The organism is Streptomyces sp. NPDC000880, assembly GCF_053599675.1.
In genome coordinates this window covers 37,835-51,378 of sequence record NZ_JBSFMS010000043.1, presented here as the reverse complement: position 1 = coordinate 51,378, position 13,544 = coordinate 37,835, and the positions used below count along the sequence as shown (strand labels likewise).

Annotated in this window: 11 protein-coding genes and 1 pseudogene; 5 read left to right on the top strand and 7 right to left on the bottom strand. The window is 69.3% G+C overall.

What is annotated here, in order from left to right; all coding sequences use genetic code 11:
- Nucleotides 1-87: 87 nt before the first annotated feature.
- Both ACWDO5_RS16760 and ACWDO5_RS16755 read right to left on the bottom strand, forming a co-directional pair.
- Complete coding sequence (locus ACWDO5_RS16760; RefSeq protein ID WP_450531029.1) at nt 88-1,428, bottom strand: cation:dicarboxylate symporter family transporter; 1,341 nt, start codon at nt 1,426-1,428, stop codon at nt 88-90.
- A gap of 144 nt (nt 1,429-1,572) precedes the next feature.
- Complete coding sequence (locus ACWDO5_RS16755) at nt 1,573-2,739, bottom strand: mandelate racemase/muconate lactonizing enzyme family protein (RefSeq protein ID WP_450531028.1); 1,167 nt, start codon at nt 2,737-2,739, stop codon at nt 1,573-1,575.
- Nucleotides 2,740-2,838: 99 nt separating this feature from the next.
- On the opposite strand from ACWDO5_RS16755, the gene ACWDO5_RS16750 reads away from it, so the two are divergent.
- Complete coding sequence (locus tag ACWDO5_RS16750) at nt 2,839-3,522, top strand: GntR family transcriptional regulator (RefSeq protein WP_450531027.1); 684 nt, start codon at nt 2,839-2,841, stop codon at nt 3,520-3,522.
- A 331-nt stretch (nt 3,523-3,853) separates the two neighbouring features.
- Here ACWDO5_RS16750 and ACWDO5_RS16745 read toward each other — a convergent pair whose 3' ends face one another.
- Complete coding sequence (locus ACWDO5_RS16745; RefSeq protein ID WP_450531026.1) at nt 3,854-4,450, bottom strand: dihydrofolate reductase family protein; 597 nt, start codon at nt 4,448-4,450, stop codon at nt 3,854-3,856.
- A gap of 531 nt (nt 4,451-4,981) precedes the next feature.
- Between ACWDO5_RS16745 and ACWDO5_RS16740 the strand changes: the two genes are divergently transcribed.
- Nucleotides 4,982-7,201: an NADP-dependent isocitrate dehydrogenase gene (locus ACWDO5_RS16740; protein ID WP_450531025.1), complete on the top strand. Its 2,220-nt coding sequence runs from the start codon at nt 4,982-4,984 to the stop codon at nt 7,199-7,201.
- A 260-nt stretch (nt 7,202-7,461) separates the two neighbouring features.
- Here ACWDO5_RS16740 and ACWDO5_RS16735 read toward each other — a convergent pair.
- The 3 genes and pseudogenes from ACWDO5_RS16735 to ACWDO5_RS16725 all read right to left on the bottom strand — a co-directional run bounded on the left by ACWDO5_RS16735 (nt 7,462) and on the right by ACWDO5_RS16725 (nt 10,047).
- A pseudogene (locus tag ACWDO5_RS16735) lies at nt 7,462-8,038 on the bottom strand (histidine phosphatase family protein).
- A 39-nt stretch (nt 8,039-8,077) separates the two neighbouring features.
- On the bottom strand, nt 8,078-8,509 hold the full coding sequence (locus tag ACWDO5_RS16730; RefSeq protein ID WP_450531024.1) for a GNAT family N-acetyltransferase: 432 nt from the start codon (nt 8,507-8,509) through the stop codon (nt 8,078-8,080).
- Between the two features lie 98 nt (nt 8,510-8,607).
- On the bottom strand, nt 8,608-10,047 hold the full coding sequence (locus ACWDO5_RS16725) for an aminotransferase-like domain-containing protein (protein ID WP_450531023.1): 1,440 nt from the start codon (nt 10,045-10,047) through the stop codon (nt 8,608-8,610).
- Between ACWDO5_RS16725 and ACWDO5_RS16720 the strand changes: the two genes are divergently transcribed.
- Both ACWDO5_RS16720 and ACWDO5_RS16715 read left to right on the top strand, forming a co-directional pair.
- A complete protein-coding gene (locus ACWDO5_RS16720) occupies nt 10,046-10,942 on the top strand; it encodes a DMT family transporter (RefSeq protein WP_450531022.1) in 897 nt (298 codons plus the stop codon). The genes ACWDO5_RS16725 and ACWDO5_RS16720 overlap by 2 nt on opposite strands.
- A 68-nt stretch (nt 10,943-11,010) precedes the next feature.
- Complete coding sequence (locus tag ACWDO5_RS16715) at nt 11,011-11,202, top strand: DUF1918 domain-containing protein (RefSeq protein WP_450531021.1); 192 nt, start codon at nt 11,011-11,013, stop codon at nt 11,200-11,202.
- Nucleotides 11,203-11,241: 39 nt separating this feature from the next.
- Here ACWDO5_RS16715 and ACWDO5_RS16710 read toward each other — a convergent pair whose 3' ends face one another.
- The gene (locus tag ACWDO5_RS16710; protein ID WP_450531019.1) at nt 11,242-12,501 is read right to left on the bottom strand and encodes a glycoside hydrolase family 10 protein; all 1,260 of its coding nucleotides are present in this window, start codon (nt 12,499-12,501) and stop codon (nt 11,242-11,244) included.
- 170 nt (nt 12,502-12,671) lie between these two features.
- On the opposite strand from ACWDO5_RS16710, the gene ACWDO5_RS16705 reads away from it, so the two are divergent.
- The gene (locus ACWDO5_RS16705) at nt 12,672-13,532 is read left to right on the top strand and encodes a 3-hydroxybutyryl-CoA dehydrogenase (RefSeq protein WP_450531018.1); all 861 of its coding nucleotides are present in this window, start codon (nt 12,672-12,674) and stop codon (nt 13,530-13,532) included.
- The last annotated feature ends 12 nt before the right edge of the window (nt 13,533-13,544 follow it).

The window sequence follows — 13,544 nt, the reverse complement described above, 5'->3', positions numbered from 1 at the left end:
CCCTCGCGCTCGAAGATGTCGAGGTTGGCCAGGCCCACCGCGGCGGAGACCGGGTCCGCAGGGGAAAACGGGCCCGGGATGGTCTGGTCAGCTGCCGACGCCGACCTTGGTGTTCTCGGCCGCTGCCGGCTGCGGTGGATTCTTGGAGGGGTAGAGCACCGAGCGGGCTTGTGCGGTGTCGAAGTCGTTCTCCCACTTACCGATCACGATGGTGGCAATGGCGTTGCCCAGGACATTGATGAAGACGCGGCCCTCGTTGAGGATGCGGTCGACGCCGACGATCAGCGACAGGGCGGCCAGAGGGATATGGCCGACCGCGGTGACGGTGCTGGCCAGCACGATGAACGCGCCGCCCGCGATGCCCGCGGTGCCCTTGCTGGTGAGCATCATGACGCCCACCATGACCAGCTGCTGCTGCCAGGAGAGGTCGATGCCGACGGCCTGGGCCAGGAACATGGAGGCCATCGTCAGGTAGACAGCGGAGCCGTCGAGGTTGAAGGAGAAACCCGAAGGGATGACGATGCCGACCACGGGGCGGCCGATGCCGAGGGTCTCCAGCTTGCGCACCAGCTGCGGCAGGACGGCCTCGCTGGAACACGTGCTGAGGGCCACGAGCAGCTCGGCCTTGAGGAACCGCATGAGGGCGAACAGGCCCAGCCCGCAGGCCCGCATGATGGCGCCCAGCACCACCAGGATGTAGACGATGCAGGTCGCGGTGAACAGGATGATGAGGTAGCCGAGTTGCTTCAGGCTCTCGGCGCCGTAGGTGGCGACCACGGTGGCCAGGGCGCCGAAGGTGCCCAGGGGGGCCAGCCGCATGACCCAGCCCACGATGCGGAACACCACGTCCGACAGGGCACGGATGCCGTTGGTCAGCGGGGCCGCCTGCTCGCCTGACATCTTCAGTGCCACACCGAACACGATCGACACCATCAGGGCGGCCAGGATCGCGTCACCGGTTATCGCGCCGAACAGCGAGGCGGGGATCAGCGAGGAGATGAACCCGGTGAGGGTGGCGTGTTGCTGGGCGGTCTCGGGCACGTCGTCGGCGTTCAGCGTCGAGGGGTCAACGTGCAGGCCGGTACCGGGATGGAAGACGTTGGCAACCACCAGTCCGATCAGCATCGACGCCAGCGACAGCACAAGGAAGTAGCTGATCGCCTTCACGCCGATGCGGCCTGCCTTGCGCAGGTTGTCCATGGACGCGATGCCGGTGGTCACCACACAGAAGACGACCGGTATCACAATCATCTTGACCAGCGCGATGAACCAGTCGTTGAGCGGTTTCAGGTTCTCTCCGAACCCGGGGGAGGCGATACCGACGGCGATCCCGAGGACCGCGGCCAGCACCACCTGGAACCACAGCTCACGCATCAGACGGTTCAGCCGGGACCGTTGCGGACGGCCGGTGGCGGTGGTGGATGTCATCGTTGGTGCTCCCTTGCAGCACGATCTTGAAAAGCCCTGTCCCGTGGGGTGCCGGGGACGCGGGTATACCGCGTCCCCGGTGACGTGCAAACGGCGCGGATGGAGCAGTGCGCCGGTGGATCCGGTCGTGGCCGGCCGGTCAGGTCAGCTGTGCAGCTCGCGCAGCACCTTGTAGAAGGCGGCCTTGCCCTCGAAGCCGATGCCGGGGGTATCGGTGAGGTTGACCTGGCTCTTTTCGACCACGGCGTCGTCGGCGAAGCCGCCGGTGGGCTGGAACTCGCCCGGGTAGGACTCGTTGCCGCCGAGCTTGAGGGCGGCTGCGATGTGCAGGGAGAACTGGTGTCCGCCGTGCGGGATGCAGCGGCGCGAGGACCAGCCGTGCTGGCGCAGCATGTCCTGGATGCGCAGGTACTCCACCAGCCCGTAACTGAGCGCCGGGTCGACCTGGATGATGTCGCGGTCCGGGCGCATGCCGCCGTAACGGATCAGGTTGCGGGCGTCCTGGAGGGAGAAGAGGTTCTCGCCGGTGGCGATCCGGCCGGAGTAGTTTTCGGCGACCACGGCATTCAGCCGGTAGTCCAGCGGGTCACCGATCTCCTCATACCAGAACAGGTCGTACTTCTCGATGGCCCGCCCGTACTCCAGGGCGGTGGTGAGGTCGAAGCGGCCGTTGACGTCGACTGCCAGCCGGGAGCCGTCCCCGTCCAGGACGTCGATGACCGCTTCGATGCGTCGCAGGTCCTCGGCCAGGTCGGCGCCGCCGATCTTCATCTTGACGACGTTGTAGCCCAGGTCGAGGAAGCCACGCATCTCGTCCTGCAGGTCACCGAGGGTCTTGCCCGGGGCGTAGTAGCCGCCTGCGGCGTAGACGAAGACGGAGTCGTCGGGCTGGCCGTCGCCGTAGCGGTCCGACAGCCACCGGTACAGCGGCTTGCCCGCGATCTTGGAGGCGAGGTCGAACAAGGCCATATCCACGACGCCGACCGCGACCGAGCGTTCCCCGTGCCCGCCGGGCTTCTCGTTGCGCATCATGATCTCCCACGCCTTGGCGGGGTCCAGCTCGCCCTGCTCGTCCAGCAGGCTGCCGGGCTCGGCGTCCATCAGCCGCGGCAGGATGCGCCGCCGCAGGATCTCGCCCGCGCTGTAGCGGCCGTTGGAGTTGAAGCCGTAGCCCACGACCGGCTTTCCGTCGCGGATGACGTCGCTGACGATCGCCACGATCGAACAGTCCATCGCGCTGAAGTCGATCCAAGCGTTGCGGATCGAGGAGCTGATCGGGACGGTGCCCTCGTAGACAGCAGTGATCTTCATCGTTCTCTCATATCTTATAAGTTGCGAGCTGTTAGAGTGAGATGACCGAACAGGTGCTGTCAAGGGGTCAAGACGTCCGGGAAGGAATCACAGGGGGCGATGGCAGGTCCGAACCTTTTTGTCAGCAAGAGCGATCTCGCCTACGCGGAACTCCGCGGCCAGATCCTCTCTGGCAGCCTCCCGGCCGGCTCACGGCTGGCGCAGTACGAGCTGGCCGACTCCCTCAACATGAGCATCACGCCGCTGCGCGAGGCCATCCGCCGCCTGAGCAGCGAGGGCCTGGTCACCGTCGAGACCCACCGCGACGTACGCGTGTCCTCCATGAACTCCGACGAAGCCCGCCAGCTCTTCGAAGTGCGACTGTCCCTGGATCCCACCGCAGCCGAGCTCGCTGCCAGGCGCCGCACCGACCAGGACATCGCTGCCATGCAAGCCGCGGTCAACAACCTGCTCCCCGTCACCCGCCAGTGGGGCGAGGAAGCACTCAGCGCCCACCGCGCCTTCCATCAGGCGCTGTACCGCGCCTCCCACAACGACGTCCTCATCCGTCTCTTGGACGATCTGTGGGACAAGTCCGACCGTTACCGCCGCCTCGGCCTCGAGCTCCCGCCCGGCGACGAACCTCGCACCCGCGACCTTCAAGAGCATCACCGCCTCGTCGCGCTCATCGTGGACGGTCAGGCCGCCGAAGCGGCCCAGCTCATGCGCGGCCACGTCACCCACAGCCTCACGGCCACCGCCATCAGCGCCCTCGAAGACCGCGAAAGCCACCAGCAGAACTGACCGGCGGTTGAAGAGGGCGATCGCAGCATGTCGTCCTGCACGTGGGCCTGGCCGTGCCCGACTCTCCGGCTGTCGCCGCGGTGGTCGTGGTCGCCCAGGCCCTGGTCGAGAGATCAACAATGCCGACGTCGAGCACAACCACTACGTGCTGGTCCCCTGCGAGCTCCGATACAAGCCCCAACTGCCACCCCAGGATCTTGGAGCGTTCAACTCCTGGTTCTTCCACGACACCGATGGTCTGCGCCTCGTTGGGCCGAACGAGGCGAGCCGGCAGGTGCCGCAACCGTACGACCGCCACGGTCGGACCCGGCGTACGCTCCGCCGCCCCGGCCTACCCCTCGGCGATCGGCCGGTAGGTACACACATGCACGCCCGTGCCGCTGGTGACAGTGGAGACCAGCTCGAGCGCGCGTAGCGCACCGTCGTCGGGGAAGATCGTCTTACCGCCGCCGAGGATCACCGGCATGATCATGAGCCGGAGCTCGTCGACCAGGCCCTCGCGCAGGAGGCTGCGCACGAGCGTGGGGCTCCCCATGACCAACAGGTCGCCGCCGTCGGTCTCGCGCAGCTCCTGGATGTGGGCGACGGCCTTGTCGCCGGGGATGCGCGTGGTGTTGTCCCACGTCAGCTCATCGTCGCCCAGCGTCTGGGACACGACGTACTTCGGGATGGCGTTCATCTGGTCGGCGAACGGGTCACCGCCTCGCTCGGGCCACGCCGCGGCCATCGACTGCCACGTCCGGCGCCCGAACAGCAGCGCCTCCGCCTTGGTCATCGCGTCGTCGAAGGCACCGCCCACCACCTCCGGATCGAAGAACGGGTGCGACCAGCCGCCGTGTGTAAAGCCACCGTCGGTGTCCTCGCCGGGTCCGCCTGGCGCCTGCACGACGCCGTCCAAGCTCATGAACTCACTGATGACGATGCGCATGGGCCTCGCTCCTCTTCCTCACTCCGGGGTTACGGCGATGCAGACTGTCGCGCCGCTCCGAAATCATCGCGCCCACTCGATCCCGCAGTGGTTTCTTTCGGTGGAGTGGGCCCGCATGGCTGCGGCGGGCCGTGCTGGACGTATCCCCCGCTCGGCTGAGGGAGCTCCGACATCACGGCAAGCGGCAGCGACGGGTTGGCCGCCGCCTCCACCACTCGCCAGTCGTCGTCGGCAAGCAGTTCGACCATGACCGGCAGCGGCCTGCGCCTGCCTGCCGACGCGGAGCTCGACGCCATCGGCCGGTTGAACGCCACAGCCCGGCCAGGTCGGCCGGCCTGGGCCTCCGACGCGGGCAGGGTCGAAGCGGTAGTGGCCTTGGCGTGGATGACCGAGACCGGCGCGCCGGCTGACGAACAGAGCCGGCGCCGAAACCCCGAGACCCGGTCACTGGGGCAGGGCCCTGTCCAGAGGTGGCGGGTCACGAGATATCTTGATGTCGAGCAATGTTGCAGACGTGGAGCGGAGCACCCGGTGACTGACTCGACCATCATCTATACGCACACTGACGAGGCGCCGGCCCTGGCGACGCATTCGTTCCTGCCTGTCGTCCAGGCGTACGCCTCGACGGCCGGGGTCAGTGTCGAGACCCGTGACATCTCTCTGGCGGGGCGGATCATCGCCAGCTTCCCTGAGCGTCTTGAGGAGAGCCAGCGCATCGATGACGCACTCGCTGAGCTGGGCGAGCTGGCCAAGACTCCCGGGGCGAACATCATCAAGCTGCCGAACATCTCGGCTTCGATTCCGCAGCTGAAGGCTGCGATCGCCGAGCTGCAGCAGCAGGGCTACGCGCTGCCGGACTATCCGGACGACCCGAAGTCCGACGAGGACCGGGACGTCCGTGCGCGCTACGACAAGATCAAGGGCAGTGCCGTCAACCCGGTGCTGCGCGAGGGCAACTCCGACCGGCGTGCGCCCGCTTCGGTGAAGAACTATGCCAAGGCGCACCCGCACAAGATGGGCGCGTGGGTGTCCGACTCGAAGACGAACGTCGCGCACATGGACGCCGACGACTTCCGCTCCACCGAGAAGTCCGCGGTCATCTCCGAGGCCGGCTCGCTGCGCATCGAGCTCGCGGGGGACGACGGCAGCACCACCGTCCTGCGTGAGTCGGTTCCCGTGCTCGCGGGCGAGGTCGTGGACGCGTCCGTCATGCGCGTGGCCGCGCTGCGCACGTTCCTTGACGAGCAGGTCGCACGCGCCAAGGCCGAGGGCGTGCTGTTCTCGGTGCACCTGAAGGCCACGATGATGAAGGTCTCCGACCCGATCATCTTCGGCCACGTGGTGCGGACCTTCTTCCCCAAGACGTTCGCCGAGCACGGCGAGGCGCTCGCCGCGGCCGGCCTGAGCCCGAACGACGGACTCGGCGCCATCCTCAAGGGCCTGGAGTCGCTGCCCCAGGGCGCGGAGATCAAGGCGTCCTTCGCGGCCGAGATCGCCGCCGGCCCCGCGCTGGCGATGGTCGACTCCGACCGCGGCATCACCAATCTGCACGTACCGAGCGATGTCATCGTCGACGCCTCCATGCCGGCCATGATCCGTACCTCCGGTCACATGTGGGGCCCGGACGGCCAGGAGGCCGACACTCTCGCGGTCCTCCCCGACAGCAGCTACGCCGGCATCTACCAGGTCGTCATCGACGACTGCCGCGCGAACGGCGCCTTCGACCCGGCGACGATGGGCTCGGTGCCCAACGTCGGCCTGATGGCGCAGAAGGCCGAGGAGTACGGCAGCCACGACAAGACTTTCGAGATCGCTGCCCCGGGCACGGTGCGGGTCGTCGACGAGGGCGGCAACGTCGTGCTCGAGCAGGTCGTGGGCGCCGGCGACATCTTCCGCATGTGCCAGACCAAGGACCTGCCGATCCAGGACTGGGTCAAGCTTGCCGTCACCCGCGCCCGCGCGACCGGCGACCCGGCGGTGTTCTGGCTGGACGAGGGCCGCGCGCACGACGCGACCCTCATCGAGAAGGTCAAGACCTACCTCGCCGAGCACGACACCGAGGGCCTGCAGATCGAGATCATGTCGCCGGTCGACGCGATCGCGTTCTCCCTGGAGCGGATCCGCCGGGGCGAGGACACGATCTCGGTCACCGGCAACGTGCTGCGCGACTACCTGACCGACCTGTTCCCGATCCTTGAGCTCGGCACGAGTGCGAAGATGCTCTCGGTCGTCCCGCTCATGAATGGTGGCGGACTGTTCGAGACCGGCGCCGGCGGCTCCGCGCCCAAGCACGTCCAGCAGCTGGTAAAGGAGAACTACCTGCGCTGGGACAGCCTGGGCGAGTTCCTCGCGCTCGCGGTCAGCTTCGAGCACCTCGCGCAGACCACGGGCAACGCGCGCGCTCAGATTCTCGCCGACACGCTCGACCGCGCGACCGGCACCTTCCTCAATGAGAACAAGTCGCCCAGCCGCCGAGTAGGTGGCATCGACAACCGCGGAAGCCACTTCTACCTGGCGCTCTACTGGGCGCAGGAGCTGGCGAAGCAGACCGAGGATGCGCAGCTCGCGGAGGCGTTCGCCGCCCTCGCCAAGACGCTGGCCGAGCAGGAGCAGACGATCCTTGACGAGCTGATCGCGGTGCAGGGCTCGCCGGCCGACATCGGCGGCTACTACCAGCCCGACGCCTCGAAGGCCTCGGCCGTCATGCGCCCGTCGACGACCTTCAACCAGGCCATCGCGATCCTCGGCTGACGCCACAGCTGCGGAGGGGAGGGGGCAGGCGACCGCCCCCTTCCACACCTGCGCCTGTTCCGCCCCGGCCGGCATCTCGCCCGGCCGGGGCGGTCTCGTTCCCCGGACATCACGCCGACGGGATGTGCGTGAAGCGACCGGCGACATTCTGCGACGCAAACGCGAGGCGCTCGGCGAAGGTTGACGGCGTGCCGCAAACCCCCAGCCGGTCGTCTCGGCGGGCGGCTCCAGCCGTCGGCCGTAGGCCCGCACGCGCGGGATCAGGCCGCCGTCTCCAGGCGCAGGCTCCAGCGTCCCGGATGACCGGTCAGGGCGACGGTCGACAGCGGGCGGACGTCCACGTTCCAGTACGACGAGGGCGGCGCTTTGAGGGCGTACACCAGTGCCGCTCGTACGACGGCGGGTTCGGCGACCGCGACGAGACAAGCGCCGTCGTCGGCGGGCCTCGTGTCCAGCCAGCCCCCTATGCGCGAGATGAAACGCCAGCAGCGGCTCGCCGCCGTGCGGCGCGGAGCGCGGGTCGGCGAGCCAGGCGTCGACGGCTGCCGGTTCACGGGCCGTGACCTCCGCGAGCGTGAAGCCGCGCCAGCGGCCCATGTCGCAGTCACGCAGCGCGGGCTGGGCGAGCGGAGCGAAGCCGAGTGCATCGCCAGTCGCCCGGCTGCGGGCGGTCGGCGAGCAGTAGCGCAACTCGGCGGCGCTGAGCGGCACCAGCCGGTACGCGTTGAGCTGCACCTCGTGCCAGCCGGCCTGGTCGAGCGGACGGTCGTCGTCGAACCGCTCGGTGAGCGGGGAGGAACTGCGCGCAGCGGCGACCAGCGTGATCCGGACACTCATGGCGAGATCGTGGATGCGAAAGCCACGCAGGTCAAGGGGTCACTGGAGGCCGAGCGTCATCCAGTTGCCGGGATCATGCAGGGCCTTGAAGCCGAGCCTCTCGTAGACGCCCTGGGCGTCGTCCGTGGCGAGAAGGATGCGGCGCACCCCGCAGGGGGCGAGGTGATCACGGGCGGCGGCCACCAGCGCGGTGCCCAGCCCCTTGCCGCGGACGGCACGGTCAACGTAGACGTCGCAGAGCCAGGCGAAGGTGGCGTGGTCGGTGACGATCCGTGCGTAGGCCACGAGCTCGTCGGAACTCGCTTCGTACGCACCGAAGTTGAGCGACTCGGCAATGGCCCGGTCCTGCTTTTCGCGGCTGCGGCCGAGCGCCCAGTAGGCATCGATGGAGAGCCAGCGGTGGACGCGGGCCACATCGAGGCGGGCAGGGTCGGTGGAGATCGTGTACATGCCGAAGGTCGTCTCGCTCATGGCGGGAGCCTCGCAGGACGGGCCCGTGCAGTCGAGCCGTTTTCGCAGCCACAGGGATGGCAGAGGCGTTGTCAGTGGCGGCTGGGAAAGCGCTCGGCTCAGCCCAGCACCTCGTCGCAGGCCTTCCGCAACCGCCGTACGCCCTCCGCGATCTCAGCCGGTCCCGCCACGCCCGCGAAGGTCAGCCGGACATGCCCGGCCGGGGGTTCGGCGCAGAAGTAGGGGCGGCCGGGGGCCAGGGCCACGCCCGCGCGCAGAGCTGCGGAGAACAGGGCTGTCTCGTCCGCGCCGTCGGGGAGGCGCAGCCAGAGGTGGTAGCCGCCGGACGGGATGTACGGGAGGGACAGCTCGGGCAGTCCGAGGCGCAGCGCCGCGGTCATGGTGTCGCGACGGGTCTTCAACTCGGCGGCCACAGCGCGCAGATGGCGGTTCCAGGCCGGTGATCCGACCAGCTCCAGGGCCGCTTCCTGGAGGGGACGGGGGACGAAGAAGGTGTCGACGACATGGATGGCCCGCAGCCGCTCGAGTACCGGGCCGCGAGCCGCCAGCATGCCCACCCGCAGGCTGGGCGAGGTCGCTTTGGTGAGCGAGCTGACGTGCACGACGACGCCCTCGTGGTCGTCCGCGGCGAGCGGGCTGGGCAGGGGGCCCGCGTCCTCGTGGACCATGCGGCGGGCGAAGTCGTCCTCGACGACGAAGGCTCCGGCTGCGCGCGCGATGCGCAGCACGTCGGGCCTGCGATCGGGCGAGAGCACCGCGCCGGTGGGGTTCTGGAAGAGCGGCTGGCAGACGAAGACCCGGGCGCCGGTGGCCTTGAAGGCGGCGGCGAGCAGCTCCGTACGGACTCCCTGAGAGTCGACCGGGACCGGCACAGGACGCAGCCCGGCGGCGCGGGCGATGGCGAGCATGCCCGGGTAAGTGGGGGACTCGACGAGGACGGGGGCGCCGGGCGGCGCGAGCGCGCGCAGGGCGGTGGTCAGCGCGGACTGGCCGCCCGCCGTGATCAGTACGTCGGCCGCGCCGATGCTGTCGCCGAGGCCGCGGGCGAACCACTCGCGCAGTTCGGGCAGACCGTCGGTGGGCGGCCGCCCCCAGGCCCCGGGCCGCCGTCCCGCCCGGGCCAGCGCGGCGGCCATCGCCCGCTCCGGCTGGAGGGAGGCGTGCAGATAACCGCCGTTGAACTCCACGACGCCCGGCGGCGGCGCGGCCAGGGTGGCCAGGACCCCGGACGCGTCCACGGCGCGCGGCACCGGCTCGGCGGCCGCGTCCGCGCTGAGGGTGACCTCCTGCCAGGAGGTGTCCCCGGGCGCCGGGGCGGTACCGGTACGGGGCTGCGCCCGGAACGCTCCGGCGCCGGGGCGGGTTGTGACCAGGCCCTCGGCAGCGAGCTGGGCAAGCGCGCGGGAGACGGTCACCGGCGAGACCCGGTACCGCTCGACGAGTGCCCGGCTCGACGGCAGCTTCCCACCGGGCGAGTAGCGGTCCAGCTCCCGCTTCAGTGTATTTGCCAGTTCCGCCACACTGCTACGCTCATACATGACAGCACAGGATAGCGCTACTCCCACCACTTCGATAGCGGTCAGCAGCGGCACCCTCCTCGCCGTACTCGGCGTCATCGCGTTCTCGCTCACTTTCCCGTCCACCGTCTGGGGCCTGGAGAGCTTCGGCCCCTGGTCCCTGGTCGCCGTACGGAGCGCCCTCGCCGCCCTGATCGCCGGCTGCTTTCTGCTGGCGATGCGGGTACCGCTCCCCGGCCGTCGGCACTGGGCGGGCCTCGTCGTGGTGGCCGGCGGTGTGGTGGTGGGCTTTCCGCTGCTGACGACGCTCGCGCTGCGGACCTCCACCACCTCGCACGCCGCCGTGGTGGTGGGGCTGCTGCCGCTGACCACCGCCGCCTTCGCGGCCCTGCGCACCGGCCGCCGCCCCTCGCGCACCTTCTGGCTGGCCGCTCTCGCCGGCGCGGCCGTGGTGATCGCCTTCACCGTGCAGCAGAGCGGTGGCGCGCTCCAGACCGGCGACCTGTATCTCTTCGGCGCGCTGCTGGTCTGTGCGGCCGGTTACACCGAGGGCGGCAGGCTGGCCCGCGATATGCCGGGCTGGCAGGTGATCGGCTGGGCGCTGATGCTCTGCCTGCCGCTCGCGCTGGCGGGATCGGCGCTCGCCCTGGCCTTCGAGCCGGTCCGTCTGACGGCGCACGGCGTGATCGGACTGCTCTGGGTCGCGGCCGGTTCAACCTTCTTCGGCCTGTACGTCTGGTACCGGGGCATGGCCTCCATCGGCATCGCCAAGGCCAGCCAGCTCCAGCTCGCTCAGCCGCTGCTCACCCTCGTCTGGTCGGTGTCCCTGCTGGACGAGCGGCTCTCCCCCGCCGCCCCGGTTGCGGCCGTGGCCGTCCTGGTGTGTATCGCGGTGACCCAGCGCGCCCGCAGCTGAGGGTGCAACTCCCGGCCCCGGCCGTAGACTCGAAGCACGGATCACCGCCTTCGAGGAGGTCACTCCCGATGCAAGCAAACGTGGGCGACACGCTGCTGGTACACGGCAGGACCGTGGGACAGCACGACAGGACCGCCGAAGTCGTCGAGGTACTGGGACAGGAAGGCAGTCCCCCGTACCGCGTGCGCTTCGACGACGGGCATGAGGCATTGCTGTCTCCGGGCCCCGACACCGTCGTGCGCCACCATGAGCAGACCTGACCCGCACCCCTCGACCAACCACCTCACCCGGCTCGCCCCTCAGGCGGGCGGTAGCACCCTGGTCGGATAGTGGTCGGCCACCACCCTGGCCATCGCCCCGACCGGGTCAGTCATGACTTCTTTGGCCGAGAAGAAGCAGTGGCCGCGCACCTCCGGGTACGTGCGCGCCAGCGTGAGATGCCGGGAGAGCTCGGCGGGGTCCTGCCAGGGCGCCGACTGGGCGGGGTCGCCCGCCTTGTAGAGGGCCTCACCGGCATAGAGACCGACGCCCGTGCCCCGTACGACGTCGCTCCACCAGGGCAGCAGCTCGGCGTAGTCGGCCGGGCCGAAGCCGATGTGCCAGTACAGCTGCGGTACGACGTAGTCGATCCAGCCCTTCTTGATCCACTTACGGGTGTCGGCGTGCAGATTGTCATAGGTCTGCACGCCCGCCGTGGTGTCCGAGCCGAGTGGATCGGTGGCGACATTGCGCCACACGCCGAACGGACTGATTCCGAACGCGACGTCCTTCTTGGCCTTCTTGATCCGGTCGGCCATCTCGCTGACGAGCCGGTCGATGTTGTCCCGCCGCCAGGCGGCCTTGTCCGGGAAGTCCGCGCCGTACCGGGCGTAGGTCTCGTCGTCGTCGAAGACCTGGCCGGCCACCGGATACGGATAGAAGTAGTCGTCGAAGTGGACCGCGTCGATGTCATAGCGGCTGACGGCGTCCATCATCGCGTCCTGGACGAAGGTCCGGACCTCGGGGATGCCGGGGTTGTAGTACAGCTTCCCGCCGTACGGCAGGACCCACTCCGGGTGCACCCGGGCCGGGTGGTTCTCGACCAGACGGGACGGGTCACTGTGGGTCGCGACGCGGTACGGGTTGAACCAGGCATGCAGCTCAAGACCGCGCAGGTGGGCCTCGCGCACGGCGGTGCCCAGCGGGTCCCAGCCGGGATGCTGCCCCTGTTCGCCGGTGAGGTACTGCGACCAGGGCTCGTGCGGCGAAGGCCACAGGGCGTCCGCGGCGGGCCTGACCTGGAAGACGACGGCGTTCAGCTTGCGGGCGACGGCGGCATCGAGGTGGTCGAGGAGTTCGGCGCACTGCTCGTCGGCGGTGAGGCCGCCCACGGACGGCCAGTCGCGATTGGCGACGGTCGCGAGCCACATGCCGCGGAATTCCGGGGGCGGCATGTGCCGGCGCCGCGCGGCGCCGGCCGACGAGCCGACGGGCCGGGCGACCGCGTCCCCGGCCGTCGCCAGCGCGGCCAGCGCTCCGGCCGCCGTCAGCACGAACCCTCTTCTGCCGATACGCCCCATATGCCACTCCGTCCGCACTCGGTGCCGGTCACCGCATCCGCACAGCATGCCCGCCCCTCGCCGTCTGGCACAGATGCATTCGGAGTAACGTCAGGGGGTCGAGGCGGGCACCGGAACCACACGGGGGCGCCTGCGCAGAGATCAGCGAAAGGCACGAGGTGACGGACTCAATGGCCGACATTGCACGCGTCGGAGTGGTGGGCTGCGGCCAGATGGGCGCAGGCATCGCGGAGGTGTGCGCCCGCAGCGGCCTCGAGGTGAAGGTCGCCGAGACCACGGGCGAGGCCCTGGAGATCGGTCGCACCCGGCTCTACAACTCCCTCTCGAAGGCCGCCGAACGCGGCAAGATCACCGAGGAGGAGCGCGACGCGACGCTGGAGCGGCTCAGCTTCACCACCGACCTCGGGGAGTTCGCCGACCGCGATCTCGTCATCGAGGCCGTCGTGGAGAACGAGCAGGTCAAGACCGAGATCTTCCGGGTGCTCGACCAGGTGGTGACCCGCCAGGACGCGATCCTCGCCTCCAACACCTCCTCCATCCCGCTGGTGAAGCTGGCCGTCGCGACCTCCCGCCCCGACCAGGTCATCGGCATCCACTTCTTCAATCCCGCCCCGGTGCAGAAGCTCGTCGAGCTGATCCCGGCGCTGACCACCTCCGAGGAGACGATCAAGCGCTCCGAGGCCGTGGTCCAAAACGTGCTGGACAAGCACCCGATCCGCGCCCAGGACCGCTCGGGCTTCGTGGTGAACGCCCTGCTCATCCCGTATCTGCTCTCCGCGATCCGGATGTTCGAGTCGGGCATCGCCAGCCGCGAGGACATCGACAACGGCATGGAGCTGGGCTGCGCCCACCCGATGGGTCCGCTGAAGCTCTCCGACCTGATCGGCCTCGACACCGTCGCCTCGGTCGCCGACTCGATGTACGCGGAGTACAAGGAACCGCTGTACGCCGCTCCCCCGCTGCTGCAGCGGATGGTGGACGCGGGCCGTCTCGGCCGCAAGACGGGCTCCGGGTTCTACCCGTACTCCTGACCGGGACGGTTA